Source organism: Klebsiella sp. HN106, assembly GCF_051209435.1.
Lineage (GTDB): Bacteria > Pseudomonadota > Gammaproteobacteria > Enterobacterales > Enterobacteriaceae > Klebsiella > Klebsiella oxytoca.
In genome coordinates this window covers 131,741-152,177 of record NZ_JBLURD010000012.1, presented here as the reverse complement: position 1 = coordinate 152,177, position 20,437 = coordinate 131,741, and the positions used below count along the sequence as shown (strand labels likewise).

Sequence of the window (20,437 nt, the reverse complement as noted above, 5' to 3'; positions counted from 1 at the left end):
AAATTGCGATGATTGTTCCGGTTCAGTTTTCTACCCTGCCGGTCACGCCGTGGAAAAACGGCGGTGGGGAAACGCGTGAAATTGTCAGCGTTGCCTCGCCAGATGCGCCGTTTCTCTGGCGCGCCAGTATCGCTACGCTGGAAAAGGATGGCCCGTTTTCTCCTTTTCCCGGCGTTGACCGGGTCATCACCCTTCTTGAGGGCCAGCCGCTGTGGCTACGGGGCGACAATATTGCTCAGCGCCTGATGCTCTGGCAGCCATGGGCTTTTGCCGGCGAATGGCCTCTTGCCAGCGAAGGCATTAGCGGACGCGGTCTCGATTTCAATATTATGACCCAGCGCGCGCGTGCCGCCTCGCGGGTTATCGTCGTCGCTGAACCGCAGCGGCCCGGCGCGGAGGGTATCGCATGGGTTCTGCGGGGACACTGGCGGATGGCGGATACGATTTACCAGGCCGGCTCGGGGATCTGGTGGCAGAATCAACCGCCTGGCGAGCTGATCCCGCACTCTGAGGACGCCCGGCTTTTACTGGCGGAAATCGAGCGCCGCTAACCCCAGATCGCCGCAATATCAGATGGTATACTCTTGTACGCACGGTAGCCAAAGCGCGCCAGACCGTGGCAAATGGCAGAAAAATATCGTGACACAAGGGGTCGTCAGTGGGATATAATTCCCGGCTAAATTTGAGTTATTTTGAAATAACAACGCTAACCAGATGATTGTTAAAGTAAAAATACGCAATAACGATAAGGATTAAAAGCTATGGGTTTTCTTTCCGGTAAGCGCATTCTGTTGACTGGCCTTGCCAGCAAACTGTCCATCGCCTGGGGCATCGCACAAGCAATGCACCGTGAAGGGGCTGAACTGGCGTTCACCTATCAGAACGAAAAACTGAAAGGTCGTGTGGAAGAATTTGCCGCCGCGCTGGGTTCTAACATTGTCCTGCCGTGCGATGTGGCGGAAGACGAGAGCATCGAGTCTCTGTTCACCGAGCTGGCAAAAGTATGGCCTAAGTTTGACGGTTTCGTACACTCTATCGGCTATGCTCCGGCAGATCAGCTGGACGGCGACTACGTTAATGCGGTTACCCGCGACGGTTTCAAAATCGCTCACGATATCAGCGCCTACAGCTTTGTGGCGATGGCGAAAGCCTGCCGCGGTATGCTGAACCCGGGCTCCGCCCTGCTGACGCTCTCCTACCTGGGCGCAGAGCGCGCCATCCCGAACTACAACGTGATGGGTCTGGCGAAAGCCTCCCTCGAAGCTAACGTCCGCTACATGGCTAACGCCATGGGTCCGGAAGGCGTGCGCGTTAACGCCATCTCTGCCGGTCCAATCCGTACCCTGGCGGCTTCCGGTATCAAAGATTTCCGTAAAATGCTGGCGCACTGCGAAGCGGTCACTCCGATCCGTCGCACCGTCACCACTGAAGACGTGGGTAACAGCGCAGCATTCCTGTGCTCCGACCTGTCTGCCGGCATCTCCGGCGAAGTCGTTCACGTTGACGGCGGCTTCAACATCGCCGCCATGAACGAGCTGGAAATCAAATAAGTTGTTCACCCTCCTTACGTCCGTGAGGAGGGGTCTTTTCTGCATATTTACCTTTCTGTTATTCCAATCCGCTATTTGTTAGCACGTATCAATATTTTCTCCTGCACCAGGGTTAAGCCAGGATAGTTCCGCATAGCATGACCGCGAAACGGCGGTTTGCCACATACCGAACAAGGAACGCCCATGGAGCAACGCCGCGTTTACGGCAAAAACCACTGGTATCATGAGACCCAGTCAACAATCTGCCCGGTGGATGTATTGCCGCTCGTCCCTGAAGCCGCCCATGTCGAAGATCGTTTTCTCCTCGATCTCACGCTACCTGAAGATCTGCTTAAGGCGCATGCGCGCTGGCTGGCACCCGCCAGACGGCTGGCTGATGCCCTGTTTCCTGCTTCTGTGAGCGTAAATCGTCTACAGACATTTAGCGCCTATGACCGGCTTAGCACGGCGCTGACCGTCGCCCAGGTTTATGGCGTTCAGCGGCTATGCAATCACTACGCAGCCCGCCTGGCGCCGCTTCCCGGCCCGGACTCCTCGCGTGAAAGCAATCGACGCCTGGCGCAAATTACCCAATACGCCCGCCAGCTGGCGAGCTCTCCTTCACTGATCAACGCGCTCTCCCGCAGCCAGCTTGACGAAGTCGGCCTGACCAGTCGCGACATTATTCTTATCAATCAGATTATTGGCTTTATCGGCTTCCAGGCGCGCGCTATCGCCGCCTTTCACGCCGCGCTGGGTTACCCGGTGCGCTGGATCCCCGGGATGCCGCAGCAGGAAGATGCGCCAGAGGCGCTTTTCATTGCCCGAGAGAGCGACTGGCGGCCCGGACTCGACGACTCAGATTTACGCTATGCCGATGATGAGCGTCAGTCGCTGCTGGCAAAATGGCAAAAGTATCCCGGCCTGTTTGAACTGGCGCCGCTGCTGGCGACCCAGGAACCGCCGCTGGATCTGCAGGAACTGCTCCTGAGCCACCTCAGCGATCAGCCGCCGTTCGCCGCTCAGGTGGCGCTGATCGCAGCGCGGATTAACGGCAGCATCAGCTGCTTCAATGCCTGGGCCTCGCGATGTCCGGATTTTGCCGATGCTTTACGCGGTATCGTTCCTGACGCGCAGTCGCGCAGAGAAGAGCATGTCATCGAGCACCGGCTTTTACAGTCCATACAGCTTTTAACCCGCTCCCCTGACCGTTTTAGCGCCGCCCACCTAAGCCCATTGACGGAATGCGGGCTTTCCCGCACCGCCGCCATCGATCTTCTCGCCTGGTGCGGGCTATGCGGTTGGATGAATCGTCTGAAAATCGCCCTCGGCAATGGATGTCAGCAGACGTAAAATGCTGAAACAGCGCTTGCTGCGGCAGGCATATTCGCGTAAAAATGTCAGCCGCTCTTTTAGCCACGAAAATAAGAAATTATGTTTCAGGACAACCCGCTGCTAGCGCAGCTTAAACAGCAACTGCATTCCCAGACTCCGCGCGTTGAAGGGGTCGTTAAAGGGACGGAAAAAGGGTTTGGCTTCCTCGAAGTCGACTCTCAGAAAAGCTATTTCATTCCGCCGCCGCAAATGAAAAAAGTCATGCATGGCGATCGTATTATTGCCGTGGTCAATACTGAAAAAGAACGCGAAAGCGCTGAGCCGGAAGAACTGGTTGAGCCGTTCCTGACGCGTTTTGTCGGCAAAGTTCATAAGAAAGACGACCGTCTTTCCATCGTTCCTGACCATCCGCTGCTGAAAGATGCCATTCCCTGCCGCGCTGCTCGCGGCGTAGAGCATGATTTTAAAGAGGGTGACTGGGCCGTTGCCGAAATGCGCCGTCATCCGCTGAAAGGTGACCGCGGTTTCTACGCTGAGCTCACCCAGTACATTACCTTCGGCGACGATCATTTCGCACCATGGTGGGTCACCCTGGCGCGCCATAATCTGGAAAAAGAAGCGCCGAATGGGGTAGCGACCGAGATGCTTGATGAGGGTCTGGAACGCCGCGATTTAACGGCGCTGACTTTCGTGACCATCGACAGCGCCAGCACCGAAGATATGGACGATGCGCTGTACGCCGAGCTGGCCGCTGACGGTAAGCTGCACCTGACTGTCGCCATCGCCGATCCAACCGCCTGGATTGCCGAAGGCAGCAAGCTGGACAATACGGCAAAAATTCGCGCCTTTACCAACTATCTGCCGGGCTTCAACATTCCGATGCTGCCGCGCGAACTCTCTGATGACCTCTGCTCCCTGCGCCCCAACGAAGTTCGTCCGGTTCTGGCCTGCCGTATGATCCTGGCTGCTGACGGGGCCATCGAAGACAATATTCAGTTCTTCGCGGCGACCATCGAATCGAAAGCGAAGCTGGCCTACGATGATGTGTCCGACTGGCTGGAAAATAACGGCGGCTGGCAGCCGGAGAGCGAGATAATCGCGCAGCAAATTAACCTGCTGCACGATGCCTGCCTGCGCCGTAGCGAATGGCGCAAAAACCACGCGCTGGTGTTCAAGGACCGTCCGGATTATCGCTTTGTGCTGGGCGAAAAAGGCGAAGTGCTGGATATCGTTGCCGAACCGCGTCGTATCGCTAATCGCATCGTTGAAGAGTCGATGATTGCCGCCAACATCTGCGCCGCCCGCGTGCTGCGCGATAAGCTCGGTTTCGGCGTGTATAACGTACATACCGGATTCGATCCGGCCAATACCGAGCAGCTCGCGGCCTTGCTGAAAACCCACGATGTTCACGTTGATCCGGTGGAAGTACTGACGCTGGAGGGCTTCTGCAAACTGCGTCGCGAACTGGACGCGCAGCCGTCCGGTTTCCTCGACAGCCGTATTCGCCGTTTCCAGTCCTTTGCCGAAATCAGCACCGAGCCGGGCCCGCACTTTGGCCTGGGTCTGGAAGCCTATGCAACCTGGACCTCCCCAATCCGTAAGTACGGCGATATGATCAACCATCGTCTGCTGAAAGCGATTATCAAAGGGGAAACCATCTCTCGTCCGCAGGATGACGTTGCGGTGCAAATGGCGGAACGTCGCCGCCTCAACCGCATGGCGGAGCGCGACGTCGGCGACTGGCTGTACGCCCGCTATCTGAAGCCGCAGGCCGGCACTAATACTCGCTTTGCTGCTGAAATTATCGATGTCAGCCGCGGCGGTATGCGTGTTCGACTGGTTGATAACGGCGCGGTTGCCTTTATCCCGGCCCCATTCCTCCACGCCGTACGCGATGAGCTGGTTTGCAGCCAGGAAAGCGGTACCGTGCAAATTAAAGGCGAGGTCGTATATAAGGTGACGGATGTTATCGATGTCACGATTGCCGAAGTCCGCATGGAAACCCGTAGCGTGATTGCGCGCCCTGCCGCCTGATAGACTGTTCAATGCGGCTCCCTTACCCGGAGCCGCGTTTTAGCCCTTCCCGTAGGTGTTCCGCGCGTTGTCCGCTAATTATCGTCGATGAGTAAAGTTGTGCGTTTTTTTCGCTTCTCTTTTTCATCCGTTTTTAGCATCATTGATTTTATTCACATTTGTAACCAGGATAACGCCATGTCAGATCTGAATGCTCGCCTGCTCGCCCAACGTATCGATACCGTGCTGGATATTCTGGTTGCCGGGGATTATCACTCCGCGATCCATAACCTCGAAATTCTGAAAGCTGAACTTCAGGCGCTTTCGAACGACGAACAGGAAAACAAACCCGGCCAGCCTAAGGCCCCGTGGGAAATTTGATAATCTACACCGCCGCAATCGGGCATCCTGGCCCGATCGCTCGCCCAAACAGCCCTTAACTGCGAAGTTGCTATGAACGCCCGACAACAAAGTATTTTGCAAATGGTCATCGATAAAGGCCGTATGAGCGTGGCCGATCTCGCGAAAATGACCGGTGTCTCTGAAGTCACCATTCGCCAGGATTTAAACTCATTAGAAAAGCAGAGCTACCTGCGACGTACCCACGGCTTCGCCGTTCCGCTGGACAGCGAAGATGTGGAAACCCGCATGATGACCCATTTCGCCATTAAGCGAGAGCTGGCTGCGCGGGCCGCTACGCTCGTCTCCTCCGGGGAAACGGTATTTATCGAAAACGGCAGCTGCAACGCCCTGCTCGCCCGTACGCTCGCCGAGCGCGGCGATATCACTATCATCACCGTCAGCAGCTATATCGCTCACCTACTGAAAGAGACGCCCGGAGAAGTGATCCTGCTGGGTGGAATCTACCAGAAGCGCAGCGAAAGCATGGTTGGTCCTCTCACGCGGCAGTTTATTCAGCAGGTTCACTTCAGCAAGGCCTTTATCGGCATCGACGGCTGGCAGGCCGAAACCGGATTTACCGGACGAGATATGATGCGCGCCGATGTGGTGAACGCGGTGCTTGAAAAGGGCTGTGAGGCGATTGTGCTGAGCGATAGCTCGAAGTTCAACGTTGTGCACCCATATCCGCTCGGGCCGATCGGCCGATTCAACCGCATTATTACCGACGACAATCTAAACGATGCCGTGCATAACCAGTTAACGCAGTGCGGCTTAACCGTAAATATCGTCAACCATCCCTGATCGTTCTCCCTGCTTTGCCTTTAGTATGCCGGGCCGTACCCGGCATAGCTCTCGTCTGAGACTTATCTGACCGCTGAATTCAGACTTTTTACCTGCCTGAAAAATTTATTGAAAGTAGAATTAATGTTAGCGATATAACAGGAAGTAACTATCACCTGCGTGAATAGAGCAACACCTGCGCAACTAAAGCTTCATGGAATACTCCCCGAGCTGGCGTAACAAGCTATGCTTAAGGGAAGTTGTATCCATGAATAGATTATTCAGGAGAAAAAAAATGATGACTTCAATGAACAAAAAAATGGCCGCTGTGGTTCTGGCCGTCACTGTTGCAATGTCTCTGAGCGCTTGTTCGAACTGGTCTAAACGCGATCGTAATACCGCTATCGGCGCAGGCGCCGGTGCGCTCGGTGGCGCGGTGCTTACCGATGGCAGCACCCTGGGTACCCTGGGCGGCGCGGCAGTCGGCGGTATTATTGGCCACCAGGTAGGTAAATAATTTAACCGCAAGCAATTAAATTAAAGTTTATATTAGCTGACCAGTACACCAGCAAAAAATTGAAGGCCACGATAATTATCGTGGCCTTATTATTGATTAACCGCCAGCCAGCTTAACCTTCATTCCTTTGGCTTCAAGAAGCGTTTTTAGCAGCTCGCGCTTATCGCCCTGAATCTCAATCACACCGTCCTTTACCGACCCACCGCAGCCGCATTTCTTTTTCAGCTCGGCGGCAAGTTTAGCCAGCGCTTCATCATTTTCATCAATCCCACTAATCAGGCAGACGCCCTTACCCTTACGACCGCTTGTCTGCCGCTGGATGCGCACGATACCGTCCCCTTTCGGGCGCGCATGTACCGGTTTAGGTTCATCAATACGACCGCTGTCCGTTGAGTACACCAGTCGGCTATTGGAATCGCTCATCATGCCTCCTTATTCAACGATGCGTTGATGCTGCGCAGCGTAGCGGCAGGATCGGCAGACTGAGTGACCGGGCGACCAATGACCATATAATCCACGCCAGCTGCCTGCGCCTGCTCCGGCGTCATAATTCGCCGCTGGTCGCCGGCGTCGCTGCCTTGTGGACGAATGCCCGGCGTCACCAGCCTGAACGCCTGGCCCCGTTCTTGTTTAAAGCGAACCGCTTCCTGCGCCGAGCAGACCACGCCATCCAGACCGCAGCGCTGGGTCAGCTCCGCCAGCTTCGCGGCGTAGTCGGCTGGAGAAAGCGTAATCCCCAGATCCTGTAGATCGCTGGCTTCCATGCTGGTTAGCACGGTGACGGCAATTAACAGCGGGGCGTCTTTGCCGAAAGGTTGCAAGGCTTCACGTGCGGCGGTCATCATACGCGCCCCCCCGGAAGCGTGAACGTTGACCATCCAGACGCCGAGCTCAGCCGCTGCGGCGACCGCGCGGGCGGTGGTATTCGGAATATCGTGAAATTTTAGATCGAGAAAGACCTCGAAACCGCGCTGATGCAGGTCGCGAACAAACTGCGGCCCCAGTAGAGTAAACATCTCTTTACCCACCTTCAGGCGACAGTCGCGCGGGTCGATACGGTCGACAAACGCCAGCGCTTTATCACGGTTATCATAATCAAGAGCAACGACGACGGGAGAAGATGTGACAACGCGGGAAGAAGATGTAGCAGTAGACGTCATGGCCGGACCTTAATTGTTGATGAGCGCCGGTTCGGCGCAAAAAAGGTAAACGGGCAGCATTCTACCTGCGATAAGGCAAAAATAACAGGCTGCATTTCCCTGTCTGCCGGACGATTCGGCTACCGTAGCCGGAGGAGATGATGAAGATAAATCCATTAGTATGTTGTAACTAAAGCGCGCGTTTTTTTAAATTTACTGCCCATCCAGGCCGCGAATTGGCTTAATGGTGGACCACGAGCGGCACGACGGGCAGTGCCAGTACAGCGTATGCGCGGTGAAACCACATTTTTGACAGCGGTAACGCGGCTTGCTGCGGACCTGTTCGCCCACCATCTGGCGCAGAACACCCAGGCTCTGCTTCGCCCGCCCCTCTTCGGCTTCATTAATATGGTAATCGATCAGTTTATGGAATACGCGCATCGTCGGGTGGCGCTCCAGCTGGCGCGTCACATAGTTTTGCGCGGACTCAATTCCTTCTCGCTGCTCAAGGATTTGTGCCAGCATGAGGTCGGCCGTCGCCCCGGTGTTTTCATCCGCGCAGCGGCGTAAAAACGCTTCCCACTCGTCGATTTTCCCCAGCTGCTGGTAACAGGTTTGCAGCATCTCCAGGGTTTCACCGACCAGTTCTTTGTCTTGCTCAATTACCCGTTCCAGGCTCTCGACGGCTTTAGCGTAGTCGCCCTTCTCCATCCACACCCGTCCCATCATGATGGAGACGCGAGCGCTGTTCTTGTCCGCAGCGGCGCCTTTTTTCAGTAGCGCCATGGCCTTATCCAGGTCATTGCCCGCCATTTGCTGCAGCGCCAGCTCGCACCAGAAGTTGGCGATTTCGCCGCGGTGCTTCTCTTTACCGAGCTTAACCAGGCGTTCCGCCACTTCAATCGCCGACTGCCAGTCGCTGGTTGACTGATAAATCTGCAGCAGCTGCTGTAATGCACCAAGGCGAAAATCCGTTTCATCCACCAGCTGTTTAAACATCCCCTCCGCCCGGTCATACAGCCCGGCTGCCATATAATCGCGCCCCAGCTGCTGAACCGCCAGCAGGCGCTGATCGTAAGTTAACGAGGCGCTTTCCATTAAGCTCTGGTGAATGCGGATAGCGCGGTCAACTTCGCCGCGCGAGCGAAACAGATTGCCCAGCGTAAGGTGGGCTTCGACGGTGCCGGTATCCTCTTTCAGCATATCGAGGAACAGATCGACGGCTTTATCCTGCTGATTGCTCAGCAGGAAGTTAACCCCTGTAACGTAGTCACGCGACAGACGGCTCGCATCGTCCTGTTTGGACTGTTGTGCACTTCTGCGCCCCATATACCAGCCATATGCTGCGGCAACGGGCAAAAGCAGAAACAACAACTCCAGCATAAATGATTATTCCTTCACCGCAGGAACACCGGCTTCAGCGGGCGCAGCGCCGGCTGGCGCAATCTGATGCTCCAGACGCTTAATTTTGCGCTCGGCACGCGCCAGAGAGACGCGGACGCGCAGCCAGAAAAGGCCGCAAATCAACCAACCGATGGCAAAACCGGCAGCAAAAAGCACGGCCAGCAACGTTGAGATACGGAATTCACCCTGCGCGAGCAAATAGTTGAACGTGACCACCTGGTCATTCTGCGCTCCCAGCGTCACTGAAATGACGAAGATTGCTAACACCAATAAGAAAATTAGAAAATATTTCACATGACTTCCCGTTATGTGGGTTGCGCGTAAGAATCCCGCGTTCAGCCCTATAAAGTATCATTTTCGCCGCAGCGGTGAAATGGAAATGCATGACGCCAGTACAGGATATGCGGCCTGAAGCTGGCAATATCAACACTATTCCGGCGCTGCCGCCCTTTTTTTAATATCCTGCGCCTCTTCACCCGGCGGCGATAGCGGACCGCAGAACCGCTGGGCAAGCCAGGTCGCCAGGGTCACCAGCAGCCAGGAAATGAGCGTCGCGACGATCAGGTCCTGCGGCCAGTGCATGCCCAGCGCCAGGCGGCTCCCCATCACCGCTACGGCCCACGTCAGCAGCAGCGCCATGGTTACCCAACGACGCCGGGGCCACAGCAGACCTACGCCAAGCAGCGCCCAGCTGGCAGCAAACATGGTGTGACCAGAAGGGAAAGCGAAGCCGGTCTCTTTTTGCCAGTGCTTACGCAAAAAGTGCGGAATTTGCTGCTCCTGGGCCAGCTGCTCATGCACCAGTTTAGCGCGTTCTTTGCGTTTCAAGGTGTAGAATTGGGTGACCGGCACCTGCCGGGCCTGTTCCAGCCAGATGACAAAGGGGCGAGGCTCCTGAACGCGGTCTTTAATCCACGACTTCATACCCTGACCCAGCAGGATCGCGGCGCCCAGAATCAGGAACAGGACTACCGCGGCGCGCAGACGAAATCGCAGACACCACAGGAACCAGGCGCATAAAATAACGTGCGTGATGATGCCCCAGGGTTGCGTCACCGTCTCGGTCACCCAGTACAGCAGCTTCATCATGCCTGCCGACAGTTCCGGATGCCATTTCCAGCCGGAAATCCACACCACAGCAGGCATGATCAATAGCAGGGCCGCGCCAACGGCGGTTCGTCTGGCAATCAACAGCATTTCATCTCCTTATTCTTTGACCTCAATATCATAACGGAAAGTAGTTCGTTTGTGCGCTTTGCGCGCAGGTAACCGTACGCAATTAGGAGAACGTCGCGCCGTTGTGGCAAAATAGCGGCAAACAGAAGCACAGTCAGGTGCTGATAGAATCTGGAGAATCACATGCAGCTTAAACGTGTGGCAGAAGCCAAACTGCCAACCCCATGGGGCGATTTTCTCATGGTGGGTTTTGAAGAACTGGCAACCGGGCAGGATCACGTCGCGCTGGTTTTCGGCGATATTTCGGGGCAATCCCCGGTGCTGGCCCGCGTACACTCTGAGTGTCTCACGGGCGATGCCCTTTTTAGCCTGCGCTGTGATTGCGGATTTCAGCTGGAAGCGGCGCTGTCGCATATTGCCGAAGAGGGGCGCGGTATCCTGCTGTATCACCGGCAGGAAGGGCGCAATATCGGCCTGCTGAATAAAATTCGCGCTTACGCTTTACAGGATCAAGGCTATGACACCGTCGAGGCTAATCATCAGCTGGGCTTTGCCGCCGATGAGCGTGATTTTACCCTGTGCGCGGATATGTTTAAGCTGCTCAACGTTGAACAGGTGCGTCTGTTGACCAACAATCCGAAGAAGGTTGAGATCCTTACCGAAGCCGGAATCAACATTGTCGAACGCGTGCCGCTGATCGTGGGCCGCAACCCGAAAAATGCCCACTATCTCGATACCAAGGCGGCGAAAATGGGCCACCTGCTGAGTAAATAATCCGCCGCATTAATAAGAAAAGGGCCAGAGCATATGCTGGCCCTTTTTATATCAGACGCAGGTTTAGAGCATATTGCGGATCACATAGTGCAAAATACCGTCGTTCTGATAGTAGGTCAGCTCAGTCGCGGTATCGATACGGCAGCGGCACTCAATGACCTCCTGACTACCGTCCGCGCGGGTGAGCTTGACCGGTACCGTCATACCTGGCTGTAGAGCCTGCAGGTTGCTGATATCAATCCGCTCCTCGCCGTTCAGCCCCAGCGTTTTGCGCGTTACCCCTTGCGGAAACTCCAGCGGCAGAATCCCCATACCAATCAGGTTGGAGCGGTGGATACGCTCGAATGACTCGGCAATCACCACCCTGACGCCCAGCAAACGCGGGCCTTTAGCCGCCCAGTCGCGGCTGGAGCCGGAACCGTACTCTTTGCCGGCAATGACCGCCAGCGGCGTGCCCTCCGCTTTATAGAGCATTGCAGCATCGTAGATAGCAATAGGCTGGCTATCCGGAAGATGGCGGGTCATTCCCCCTTCCACGCCGGGCACCATTTCGTTACGTATACGGATGTTGGCAAAGGTGCCGCGCATCATCACCTCATGGTTGCCGCGACGTGAGCCGTAGGAGTTAAAGTCGATGCGTTCGACGCCGTGATTCTGCAGATAACGCCCCGCAGGACTGTCGGCTTTAATGCTGCCCGCCGGTGAGATGTGGTCGGTGGTAACCGAGTCGCCCAGCATGGCCAGAATGCGCGCGCCATGAATATCCTCCACCGGTTCAGGTTCAACGCCCATTTCATCAAAGAAGGGCGACAGACGAATATAGGTCGAATCATCCTGCCAGTCGTAGGTATCAGAGCGATCCACTTTAATCGCCTTCCACTCGGCGGTCCCTTCAAATACTTCAGCGTACTCTTTGCGGAACATCTCCGTTGAGACCTGCTCAACTGCCTGGGCCACTTCGCTGCCGCTCGGCCAGATATCTTTCAGATACACCGGCTGACCCTCTTTACCGGTCCCTAATGGTTCACGCGTCAGGTCAAGATTCATATTACCCGCCAGAGCGTAGGCGACCACCAGCGGCGGTGAAGCCAGCCAGTTAGTTTTTACCAGCGGATGAATACGTCCTTCAAAGTTGCGGTTGCCGGAAAGCACGGCCCCGACGGTCAGATCGCCCTGCTTGATTGCCCGCTCAATGGGATCCGGCAGCGGCCCAGAGTTACCGATACAGGTGGTACAGCCGTAACCGACCAGGTTAAATCCCAGCTCATCCAGATAGGGCGTCAGCTTTGCATGGGCCAGATAGTCGGAAACCACCTTCGATCCCGGCGCCAGCGATGCTTTAACCCACGGCTGCGGTTTGAGGCCCAGCTCGACAGCTTTCCTCGCCAGCAAGCCAGCGGCCATCAGCACGCTGGGGTTGGAAGTATTCGTACAGGAGGTGATCGCAGCAATCACCACCGCCCCGTCCGGTAGCGAGTACTGCTGCCCGTTTAAGGTATAGTCGATTGGTCGCTTATCTTTCTGCGCGTGGTTCACCTCCAGTTCGGTGCTGGCAGCAAAGGCATGAGGCACATCGCCGAGAGCCACGCGGTCCTGGGGACGCTTCGGCCCTGCCAGACTGGCTTCGACGCTACCCATATCCAGCGCCAGCGTGCTGGTGAAGACCGGTTCATCTCCGGGCTGACGCCACATCCCCTGGGCTTTCGCATAGGCTTCCACCAGCGCCACCTGCTCTTCACTGCGCCCGGTCAGGCGCATATAGTCAAGCGTGACCGCATCAATCGGGAAGAAGCCGCAGGTTGCGCCATACTCCGGCGACATATTAGCGATAGTCGCACGGTCCGCCAGCGGCAGGGAATCGAGGCCATCGCCGTAGAATTCAACAAACTTACCTACTACGCCATGTTTACGCAGCATCTGAGTGACCGTCAGGACCAGGTCCGTCGCGGTGATACCTTCACGTAGCTTGCCGGTCAGCTTAAAGCCGACGACGTCCGGTATCAGCATGGATACCGGCTGTCCAAGCATGGCGGCTTCCGCTTCGATACCGCCCACGCCCCAGCCGAGTACGCCTAAACCGTTAATCATTGTGGTATGTGAATCGGTACCGACCAGCGTGTCCGGGAAGGCTACCCACTCGCCGTTTTGCTGTTCGCCCCATACCGCCCGACCGAGATATTCCAGGTTAACCTGGTGGCAAATCCCGGTGCCCGGCGGCACCACGCTGAAGCGGCTGAAAGCCTGTTGTCCCCAGCGTAAGAAGACATAGCGCTCATGGTTACGCTCCATCTCAAGCCGGACGTTTTCTTCAAAGGCATCATCATCACCGAAACGGTCTACCGTAACCGAATGGTCAATGACCAGGTCGACAGGAGAAAGCGGGTTCACTTTGGCGGTGTCGCCTCCCAGGCGTTTTACCGCTTCGCGCATCGCCGCCAGATCGACGACGGCGGGAACACCGGTGAAGTCCTGCATCAGAACGCGCGCTGGACGGTAGGCAATTTCCCGGTCGGCATGGGCATGCTGCAGCCATCCGGCAAGGGCATGAATATCTTCGGCGGTGACGGAATCACCGTCCTGCCAGCGCAGCAGGTTTTCCAGTAGCACTTTAAGTGATTTGGGCAAGCGCGAGAGATCGCCCAGTTCTTTGGCGGCCAGCGGTAAGCTGTAGTAATGCCAGGTTTTATCTTTAACCTGAAGCGTATCCTTGCTGGCTGCTCGTAGGGTTGACGACATAGCTCCTCCTTTACCTTAGGGATAGCATCCCCTGATCCTCCTCAGGGTCATTATTAAAGATAACACATCTTTGATGTAACACTTTGATAACAACTCAAATTGCTAAAATAGGTTAAGCGGATTAAGACAGGAAATTTGAATAATAGAGGGTGGTAATATTGAGAAGCATTGAAGAAGGTGCGTTTACTTCAACAACTAAGGTGTATTAGTACGCGAGTACAAAGAAGGACTAATCGTCATTATTTTGCCGATTAGTCCAATAGAGAAAATTTATTGAGCGAATCTAAAAAGAGAAAGATTATATCCTCCTTATTGCCGCTATTTTTATCAGATGGAAATTATTCTCAATATTTCACTTGTCATAAAACTGACACAACCATTTTGACTGGCAGGTGCTCTAGCTTAGAAACCAAACGTTGCAGATAACCAGAGCAATGACGCTCCAGAACATCGCAAGCCCAAGGATAACGGCGCTCCAGGCCTTACTTCTCAAAACCGGATCTATCTCAGTCTTGTCACGTTCCTGTGACATCGTAAACTTCATATAATCGATATCACTAATCATTTTTTCACCACCAATCGCTAAGAATTGCTAACCACAGATAAATCTTAATTATGGATGCGCTATTAATCCAGCGAATTCGCTTCCCGGCAGATATCTTTAATCATTATTTTGATCGCGACAGGTATATTTGCAAATCTGGTATGAGGAGTTAACGAAAATTGTGATTCAGACAACGTTTAGATATTCAAATTCAGGTCATTATAGGTTTTGGCATCCCCGTGAGGATGCCATCATTTTTTCTGCGGTTATTTTTCCGGTAACTTAATATCTTTGAACATGGCCTCAATATCTTCATTTGAGCGCAGAGCGACCGCGGTATCGACCACGTCTCGGGTCAGATGCGGTGCAAATCGTTGAATAAAATCATACATATAGCTTCGTAAGAAGGTGCTGCGCCGGAAGCCTATTTTGGTGGTGCTGTGGCTGAATATATCGTTGGCGTCCAGCTTGACCAGGTCCGGATCGGAAACCGGGTCGACCGCCATACTGGCTATTACCCCTACCCCAAGCCCCAGGCGGACATAGGTTTTAATCACATCGGCGTCAGTCGCGGTAAACACGATGCGCGGGGTTAAACCAGCGCGATTAAAGGCGGTATCCAGTTCAGAACGACCGGTGAAACCGAAGGTGTAGGTCACCAATGGGTACTGCGCCAGCTCTTCAATCGATACCGACTCTCGCGACGCCAGCGGATGTTCAGGCGTCACGACCACGGAACGGTTCCAGTGATAGCACGGCAGCATGACCAAATCATCATAGAGATGAAGCGCTTCCGTAGCGATAGCGAAGTCGGCATTGCCTTTCGACACCGCCTCGGCGATTTGCGTTGGCGAGCCCTGATGCATGTGCAGCGAGACGCGGGGATAGCGTTCGATAAAACCTTTGATAACCCCCGGCAGCGCGTAGCGCGCCTGGGTATGCGTGGTCGCCACGTACAGCGAACCTTTGTCAGGCCAGGTGTGCTCTCCGGCCACCGATTTAATCGCATCCACCTTCGACAGTACTTCGCGAGCGATGCGGATGATCTCCTGGCCCGCAGGAGTAACCTGGGTCAGATGTTTGCCGCTGCGGGCGAAAATCTGAATTCCCAGCTCATCTTCCAGCATGCGAACCTGCTTGCTGATGCCCGGCTGTGAGGTATACAGACCTTCGGCAGTAGAGGAGACGTTCAGATTATGGTTAACAACCTCAACGATATAGCGGAGCTGCTGTAGTTTCATGGCTGATATCCGATAGCGCGTAAAATGAACCCGCTTAATACATTTTACGTTCAGGCGACGATCCGGCTGGCAATCCAGTCTGGCTCTGCCTCTCTGCGACTCGCCATTTAGACGCCACAACGTATCCTGAAGACGATGATGTATAAGACGATTTGATAATAAAAAAGAGATTAGCTATAACCACTATATCATTTATATCTACTATGTATAGATACTAACAAAAAATAATAAGACAGTTATAAGGCGGGAGATAAAAAAGCTGATTAACTTGGGAGATCAGTCACCTGGGAAATGAATGAAGGGCCGCAACGCGGCCCTCAGGGGAGGTTATTTCTTCGCTTCGGTCCATTTACCGTCGATATAGAAGGCTGACCAGCCGGTCGCTTTACCCTCTTTCTCAGAAGCAACATACTGCTGTTTAGTTTTGCGGCTAAAGCGCACCAGCGTTTTGTTGCCTTCCGGATCCTGCTGCGGCGCATCGGCCAGATAGCGCAGCTTCTCAGGCAGACGATCGCGGAAGCGGAACAGCTCTTCCACAAGCGGCGCGCGAGTTTCGCGGGATTTCGGGAAAGTATTAGCGGCAAGGAATACGCCCGCCGCGCCATCGCGCAGGACGAAATAGGCGTCTGACTTCTCGCACGGCAGTTCCGGCAGCGGAACCGGATCTTCTTTCGGCGGAGCCACTTCCCCATTACGCAGGATCTTACGGGTGTTTTTACACTCGTCGTTGGTGCAGGCCATGTACTTACCAAAACGCCCCATTTTCAGGTGCATTTCGGAGCCACATTTCTCACACTCAACGATCGGACCGTCATAGCCCTTGATGCGGAATTCGCCCTCTTCAATCTCGTAACCATCGCAGGTCGGGTTATTACCGCAGACGTGCAGCTTGCGCTTCGGATCGATAAGGTAGCTGTCCATTGCCGTGCCGCATTTTTTACAGCGGCGTTTGGCCCGCAATGCATTGGTTTCGGCGTCATCGCCTTCCAGCACGTTGAGGACTTCGTTTTCCGGCACCAGGTTAATGGTGGTTTTGCAGCGCTCTTTCGGCGACAGCGCATAGCCCGAGCAGCCAAGGAACACGCCGGTGCTGGCGGTCCTGATCCCCATCTTGCGCCCGCAGGTTGGGCAGTCAATGCTGGTCAGCACCATAGGGTTCGGCTGCATGCCGCCCTCTTCCGGATCTTTCTCTGCCGTTTGCAGCTGCGAAGTGAAGTCCCCGAAGAAGCTGTCGAGCACCTGCTTCCACTCGGCCTGATGGTTCGCCACCTGGTCAAGACGGTCTTCCATCTGCGCGGTGAAGTCGTAGTTCATCAGATCGCGGAAGTTCTCTTCCAGTCGATCGGTGACGATTTCGCCCATTTTTTCCGCATAGAAACGGCGGTTTTCCACTCGTACGTAGCCGCGATCCTGAATGGTCGAAATGATTGACGCGTAGGTAGACGGACGGCCGATGCCGCGTTTTTCGAGCTCTTTAACCAGCGAGGCTTCGCTAAAACGCGCCGGCGGCTTGGTAAAGTGCTGCGCTGGCGTCAGTTCGACCAGGCTCAGGCTGTCGCCCTTATTGACCAGCGGTAAAGTACGATCTTCATCGCCTTTACGCAGGGCTGGCATCACCTTAGTCCAACCGTCAAAGCGCAGCGTACGGCCGCGGGCTTTCAGTTTGAAATCGCCGGCTTTTACCGTCAGCGTGGTGGAGTCGTACTGCGCAGGAGTCATCTGACAGGCGACAAACTGGCGCCAGATCAGCTGATACAGTTTCTGCGCATCAGATTCCATATCTTTTAAGGTTTCGGCCAGCACGTTGACGTCGGAAGGACGAATAGCTTCGTGCGCCTCCTGTGAGTTTTCTTTGCTGGCGTACTGATTCGCGCTCTCCGGCAGATACTTCTTGCCGAAGTTATCGCCAATGTAGCCGCGCACCATGCTCAGCGCATCCTGGCTCAGGTTCGTCGAGTCGGTACGCATATAGGTAATGTGTCCCGCTTCATAGAGTCGCTGGGCCATCATCATGGTTTTCTTCACGCCGAAGCCAAGACGCGTGCTGGCGGCCTGCTGCAGCGTGGAGGTGATAAACGGCGCGCCCGGCTTGCTGCTGGTCGGTTTGTCTTCACGCTCCAGCACGCTGTAGCTGGCTTTTTCAAGCAGCGCGACGGCCGCCATGGTTTCATCACGGCTTACCGGACGGAACGGCTTATCGCCGTTGTGCGTTACCTGCAGCGGCAATGCATCGCCGCCTGGGGTGGTGGTGCTGGCGTCAACTTCCCAGTACTCTTCCGGAACGAACGCTTTAATTTCGCGCTCGCGCTCGACCACCAGACGTACCGCAACCGACTGGACGCGGCCTGCGGACAGACCGCGGGCAATTTTTTTCCACAGCAGCGGAGAAACCATATAGCCCACCACGCGGTCCATAAAGCGACGCGCCTGCTGAGCGTTAACACGGTCAATATTCAGTTCGCCCGGCTTTTCGAAAGCCTGACGGATAGCATTCTTGGTAATCTCGTTGAACACCACGCGGCTATAGCGCTGTTCATCACCACCGATAACTTCCCGCAGGTGCCATGCAATGGCCTCCCCTTCGCGGTCAAGGTCGGTTGCGAGATAGATGTGGTCGGCTTTTTCCGCCAACTGTTTGAGTTCAGAAACGACCTTTTCTTTACCCGGGAGTATTTCATAGTGCGCATTCCAGTCATGCCATGGGTCCACGCCCATACGGTTGACCAGAGCGCCGCGTTCATCCTTCTTAGGCTTTTTAGCCCCTTTGGTGGAGGTAGAGTCGGCGCTCTTTTTAGATGCTGAGCCACTGGTCGGCAAATCGCGGATATGACCGACGCTGGACTTAACCACGTAGTCATTACCCAGATACTTATTGATCGTTTTGGCTTTTGCCGGGGACTCAACGATAACGAGAGCTTTACCCATATTCACCTTTACCTAATTTGATTCATCCAGGAATACATCGCACATTGATTCACCATCCACTGGCGACACGTCACAACCTATGTTGCGTCGTTGTCGATGGATATCAACCCTTTGCACCGGTTTCACATCCATAAAACCAGATAGCTGAGTTTGCTGGCTTTTTCTTGCCAGGCGACATAGCACGAATAATTTTTGGCCGAATGTCAAGCAAATCTGTTGCCAGATCGCTGAAAGCGTCACACTGTACCTGATAAAATTCGTTACGCAACTTTATTAGCATGCAAAAGCAAATCCCGCCACTAACTGATGTTTATTCGGCGCCTGCAATTACCCCTGTAAGATCAATGGAAAATTTGCCCCTCGCCGTCGCGCGGCGTAGACTACCCGCGAAGAATCACAGGAGGCATTTATGCAAGGTACAACCCAACCCATCGATCGCCAGACGCTTCTGGAAAAAGCCAACAAACTCATTCGCGAACATGAAGATACGTTAGCCGGGATCGAGGCCACCGACGTCGTGCAGCGTAACGGCGTGCTGGTGTTCAGCGGCGAGTTTTATCTTGATGAGCAAGGACTGCCCACGGCGAAAAGTACGGCGGTATTTAATATGTTTAAATACCTCGCGCACGAACTGTCTGATAAGTATCACCTGGCGGATTAACACTTCTGCCCAGCCCTGACGAAAACGCGAGGCCGAAGCCTCGCGTTGTCTGGATTACATCAGCGGTTTTTGCCCGCGCTGCCACCAGCGCAGCAGGAGTTTATCAGCGCTTTCCGCGGCGCTACCGGTAAAACGATCGAGCATTTTCTTACGCTGCTGATAGCGCACGCCGATCACCTCGTGTTTATCCATCAGACCCAACAGTAGCTCATCGCTGGTTTCCACCGCATCCACAAGCCCCTTCTCCAGCGCCTGAACGCCGTACCAGTGTTCGCCAGTGGCTACCTGTTCAATATCGAGTTCGGGACGCATCTGGTGAACAAAATCTTTGAACAGTCGATGGGTATCGTTGAGGTCTTCGCGGAACTTCTGACGCCCTTCTTCGGTATTTTCGCCCAGCATCGTCAGGGTACGTTTGTACTGGCCTGCCGTATGCAGCTCAATATCGATATCTTTATTCTTCAGGAAGCGATGAAGGTTCGGGATTTGCGCGACGACGCCAATAGAGCCAAGGATAGCAAACGGCGCACAGACGATTCTGTTCGCCACGCAGGCCATCATATAACCGCCGCTGGCCGCGACTTTATCAACCGCCACCGTTAGCGGGATCTGTTTGTCACGCAGACGCTGCAGCTGTGAAGCGGCAAGACCATAGCCGTGAACCACGCCGCCGGGGCTTTCGAGGCGAATGACCACCTGATCGCGCGCCTTTGCCGCCGCCAGAACCGCGGTGATCTCTTCGCGCAGACTGCTGACTTCATGCGCATCCATACTGCCTTTAAAATCGATCACCCAGACGCGCGGTTTGGCGTCCGGCTCAGGCGTCCCCAGCTTCGCCCGCGCCTTAGACGCCTTAGCTTCCTGCTTAAGCTTTTTCTTTTGCGCTTTATGCCACAGCTTCTGCTGCGGCGCATCGAGCAACGAAACCGCCAGCTCTTCCTTCATCTCTTTATATTGCTCGCTAAGATTGGTTACCCGCAGCTCGCCGCGCTGTTTTTTGCGCTGAGTCAGGTTAACAATAATGGCGACGATAACCGCAATTGCGACAACGATGGTCGCGATTTTGGCCAAAAACAGGCCATATTGAGCAACTAATTCCACGTTTTCACCTTGTGTAAACCACTGACGTTGGCGCACAGTGTACATCAGCCGTCGGCGAGAAGTCTTTGTGCTTTGTGTCGCGTGCGAGGCGCCTTCCTGTTTTTTTCAGCGACGATGAAATCGTTGCAAGATATTAATTCCGCGAAGAGTTTCCGCTTCG

The 20,437-nt window shown here is 54.7% G+C and carries 19 protein-coding genes; 9 read left to right on the top strand and 10 right to left on the bottom strand.

The genetic code is table 11. The annotated features are described in order from the left end of the window. Positions 1 to 8: 8 nt before the first annotated feature. From ACSIPU_RS22940 to osmB, 7 genes are all read left to right on the top strand, one after another. Positions 9 to 551, top strand: a complete 543-nt coding sequence (locus tag ACSIPU_RS22940) for a HutD/Ves family protein (protein WP_004101421.1) — start codon at positions 9 to 11, stop codon at positions 549 to 551. Between the two features lie 210 nt (positions 552 to 761). After that, positions 762 to 1,550 (top strand): enoyl-ACP reductase FabI, encoded by a 789-nt coding sequence (fabI, locus tag ACSIPU_RS22935; RefSeq protein ID WP_004101419.1) that lies wholly within the window; start codon positions 762 to 764, stop codon positions 1,548 to 1,550. A 183-nt stretch (positions 1,551 to 1,733) separates the two neighbouring features. Continuing rightward, on the top strand, positions 1,734 to 2,882 hold the full coding sequence (locus tag ACSIPU_RS22930) for a carboxymuconolactone decarboxylase family protein (RefSeq protein ID WP_004101409.1): 1,149 nt from the start codon (positions 1,734 to 1,736) through the stop codon (positions 2,880 to 2,882). 81 nt (positions 2,883 to 2,963) lie between these two features. Next, a complete protein-coding gene (locus ACSIPU_RS22925) occupies positions 2,964 to 4,898 on the top strand; it encodes an exoribonuclease II (RefSeq protein ID WP_004101407.1) in 1,935 nt (644 codons plus the stop codon). 177 nt (positions 4,899 to 5,075) lie between these two features. After that, entirely contained in the window at positions 5,076 to 5,258 is a 183-nt protein-coding gene (locus ACSIPU_RS22920) for a YciZ family protein (RefSeq protein ID WP_004101405.1), read from the top strand. A gap of 72 nt (positions 5,259 to 5,330) precedes the next feature. Continuing rightward, positions 5,331 to 6,080: a DNA-binding transcriptional regulator YciT gene (gene yciT, locus ACSIPU_RS22915; protein WP_004101403.1), complete on the top strand. Its 750-nt coding sequence runs from the start codon at positions 5,331 to 5,333 to the stop codon at positions 6,078 to 6,080. A 277-nt stretch (positions 6,081 to 6,357) separates the two neighbouring features. Continuing rightward, the gene (gene osmB / locus ACSIPU_RS22910) at positions 6,358 to 6,576 is read left to right on the top strand and encodes an osmotically-inducible lipoprotein OsmB (protein ID WP_004139496.1); all 219 of its coding nucleotides are present in this window, start codon (positions 6,358 to 6,360) and stop codon (positions 6,574 to 6,576) included. A gap of 96 nt (positions 6,577 to 6,672) precedes the next feature. Here the strand turns inward: osmB and yciH are convergent, their stop codons facing one another. The 5 genes from yciH to pgpB form a co-directional block, all read right to left on the bottom strand. After that, positions 6,673 to 6,999 (bottom strand): stress response translation initiation inhibitor YciH, encoded by a 327-nt coding sequence (gene yciH / locus ACSIPU_RS22905; protein ID WP_004101399.1) that lies wholly within the window; start codon positions 6,997 to 6,999, stop codon positions 6,673 to 6,675. Continuing rightward, a complete protein-coding gene (pyrF, locus tag ACSIPU_RS22900; RefSeq protein ID WP_017146059.1) occupies positions 6,999 to 7,736 on the bottom strand; it encodes an orotidine-5'-phosphate decarboxylase in 738 nt (245 codons plus the stop codon). The genes yciH and pyrF overlap by 1 nt, the downstream gene beginning before the upstream one ends. Before the next feature lie 192 nt (positions 7,737 to 7,928). Next, positions 7,929 to 9,098, bottom strand: a complete 1,170-nt coding sequence (gene lapB / locus ACSIPU_RS22895; protein ID WP_004101396.1) for a lipopolysaccharide assembly protein LapB — start codon at positions 9,096 to 9,098, stop codon at positions 7,929 to 7,931. 6 nt (positions 9,099 to 9,104) lie between these two features. Continuing rightward, entirely contained in the window at positions 9,105 to 9,413 is a 309-nt protein-coding gene (locus ACSIPU_RS22890) for a LapA family protein (RefSeq protein WP_004101395.1), read from the bottom strand. Positions 9,414 to 9,548: 135 nt separating this feature from the next. Next, positions 9,549 to 10,316 (bottom strand): phosphatidylglycerophosphatase B, encoded by a 768-nt coding sequence (gene pgpB, locus ACSIPU_RS22885; RefSeq protein WP_004101394.1) that lies wholly within the window; start codon positions 10,314 to 10,316, stop codon positions 9,549 to 9,551. A 162-nt stretch (positions 10,317 to 10,478) separates the two neighbouring features. On the opposite strand from pgpB, the gene ribA reads away from it, so the two are divergent. Then, positions 10,479 to 11,069 carry a GTP cyclohydrolase II gene (gene ribA / locus ACSIPU_RS22880; protein WP_004101393.1) on the top strand — a complete coding sequence of 197 codons (591 nt, stop codon included), beginning with the start codon at positions 10,479 to 10,481 and terminating at the stop codon, positions 11,067 to 11,069. 63 nt (positions 11,070 to 11,132) lie between these two features. Here the strand turns inward: ribA and acnA are convergent, their stop codons facing one another. The 4 genes from acnA to topA form a co-directional block, all read right to left on the bottom strand. Next, positions 11,133 to 13,805: an aconitate hydratase AcnA gene (gene acnA, locus ACSIPU_RS22875; protein WP_016808523.1), complete on the bottom strand. Its 2,673-nt coding sequence runs from the start codon at positions 13,803 to 13,805 to the stop codon at positions 11,133 to 11,135. A 397-nt stretch (positions 13,806 to 14,202) separates the two neighbouring features. Beyond that, positions 14,203 to 14,370, bottom strand: a complete 168-nt coding sequence (locus ACSIPU_RS22870; protein WP_004101391.1) for a YmiA family putative membrane protein — start codon at positions 14,368 to 14,370, stop codon at positions 14,203 to 14,205. Between the two features lie 245 nt (positions 14,371 to 14,615). Beyond that, on the bottom strand, positions 14,616 to 15,590 hold the full coding sequence (gene cysB / locus ACSIPU_RS22865) for an HTH-type transcriptional regulator CysB (protein ID WP_004101390.1): 975 nt from the start codon (positions 15,588 to 15,590) through the stop codon (positions 14,616 to 14,618). Positions 15,591 to 15,917: 327 nt separating this feature from the next. Beyond that, the gene (topA, locus tag ACSIPU_RS22860; protein ID WP_004101389.1) at positions 15,918 to 18,515 is read right to left on the bottom strand and encodes a type I DNA topoisomerase; all 2,598 of its coding nucleotides are present in this window, start codon (positions 18,513 to 18,515) and stop codon (positions 15,918 to 15,920) included. 409 nt (positions 18,516 to 18,924) lie between these two features. Here topA and ACSIPU_RS22855 point away from each other — a divergent pair, with 409 nt between their 5' ends. Next, positions 18,925 to 19,176: a YciN family protein gene (locus tag ACSIPU_RS22855; RefSeq protein WP_004101388.1), complete on the top strand. Its 252-nt coding sequence runs from the start codon at positions 18,925 to 18,927 to the stop codon at positions 19,174 to 19,176. Positions 19,177 to 19,230: 54 nt separating this feature from the next. Here ACSIPU_RS22855 and sohB read toward each other — a convergent pair whose 3' ends face one another. After that, complete coding sequence (gene sohB / locus ACSIPU_RS22850; protein ID WP_016808521.1) at positions 19,231 to 20,277, bottom strand: protease SohB; 1,047 nt, start codon at positions 20,275 to 20,277, stop codon at positions 19,231 to 19,233. Positions 20,278 to 20,437 lie beyond the last annotated feature (160 nt).

Bases quoted from the DNA above. Each gene is read 5' to 3' on its own strand.
- lapB (WP_004101396.1), bottom strand. From the start codon at position 9,098: ATGCTGGAGTTGTTGTTTCTGCTTTTGCCCGTTGCCGCAGCATATGGC.
- pyrF (WP_017146059.1), bottom strand. From the start codon at position 7,736: ATGACGTCTACTGCTACATCTTCTTCCCGCGTTGTCACATCTTCTCCC.
- osmB (WP_004139496.1), top strand. From the start codon at position 6,358: ATGACTTCAATGAACAAAAAAATGGCCGCTGTGGTTCTGGCCGTCACT.
- topA (WP_004101389.1), bottom strand. From the start codon at position 18,515: ATGGGTAAAGCTCTCGTTATCGTTGAGTCCCCGGCAAAAGCCAAAACG.
- acnA (WP_016808523.1), bottom strand. From the start codon at position 13,805: ATGTCGTCAACCCTACGAGCAGCCAGCAAGGATACGCTTCAGGTTAAA.
- ACSIPU_RS22855 (WP_004101388.1), top strand. From the start codon at position 18,925: ATGCAAGGTACAACCCAACCCATCGATCGCCAGACGCTTCTGGAAAAA.
- ACSIPU_RS22920 (WP_004101405.1), top strand. From the start codon at position 5,076: ATGTCAGATCTGAATGCTCGCCTGCTCGCCCAACGTATCGATACCGTG.
- ACSIPU_RS22870 (WP_004101391.1), bottom strand. From the start codon at position 14,370: ATGATTAGTGATATCGATTATATGAAGTTTACGATGTCACAGGAACGT.
- cysB (WP_004101390.1), bottom strand. From the start codon at position 15,590: ATGAAACTACAGCAGCTCCGCTATATCGTTGAGGTTGTTAACCATAAT.
- ribA (WP_004101393.1), top strand. From the start codon at position 10,479: ATGCAGCTTAAACGTGTGGCAGAAGCCAAACTGCCAACCCCATGGGGC.
- yciH (WP_004101399.1), bottom strand. From the start codon at position 6,999: ATGAGCGATTCCAATAGCCGACTGGTGTACTCAACGGACAGCGGTCGT.
- pgpB (WP_004101394.1), bottom strand. From the start codon at position 10,316: ATGCTGTTGATTGCCAGACGAACCGCCGTTGGCGCGGCCCTGCTATTG.
- fabI (WP_004101419.1), top strand. From the start codon at position 762: ATGGGTTTTCTTTCCGGTAAGCGCATTCTGTTGACTGGCCTTGCCAGC.
- yciT (WP_004101403.1), top strand. From the start codon at position 5,331: ATGAACGCCCGACAACAAAGTATTTTGCAAATGGTCATCGATAAAGGC.
- ACSIPU_RS22940 (WP_004101421.1), top strand. From the start codon at position 9: ATGATTGTTCCGGTTCAGTTTTCTACCCTGCCGGTCACGCCGTGGAAA.
- ACSIPU_RS22925 (WP_004101407.1), top strand. From the start codon at position 2,964: ATGTTTCAGGACAACCCGCTGCTAGCGCAGCTTAAACAGCAACTGCAT.
- ACSIPU_RS22930 (WP_004101409.1), top strand. From the start codon at position 1,734: ATGGAGCAACGCCGCGTTTACGGCAAAAACCACTGGTATCATGAGACC.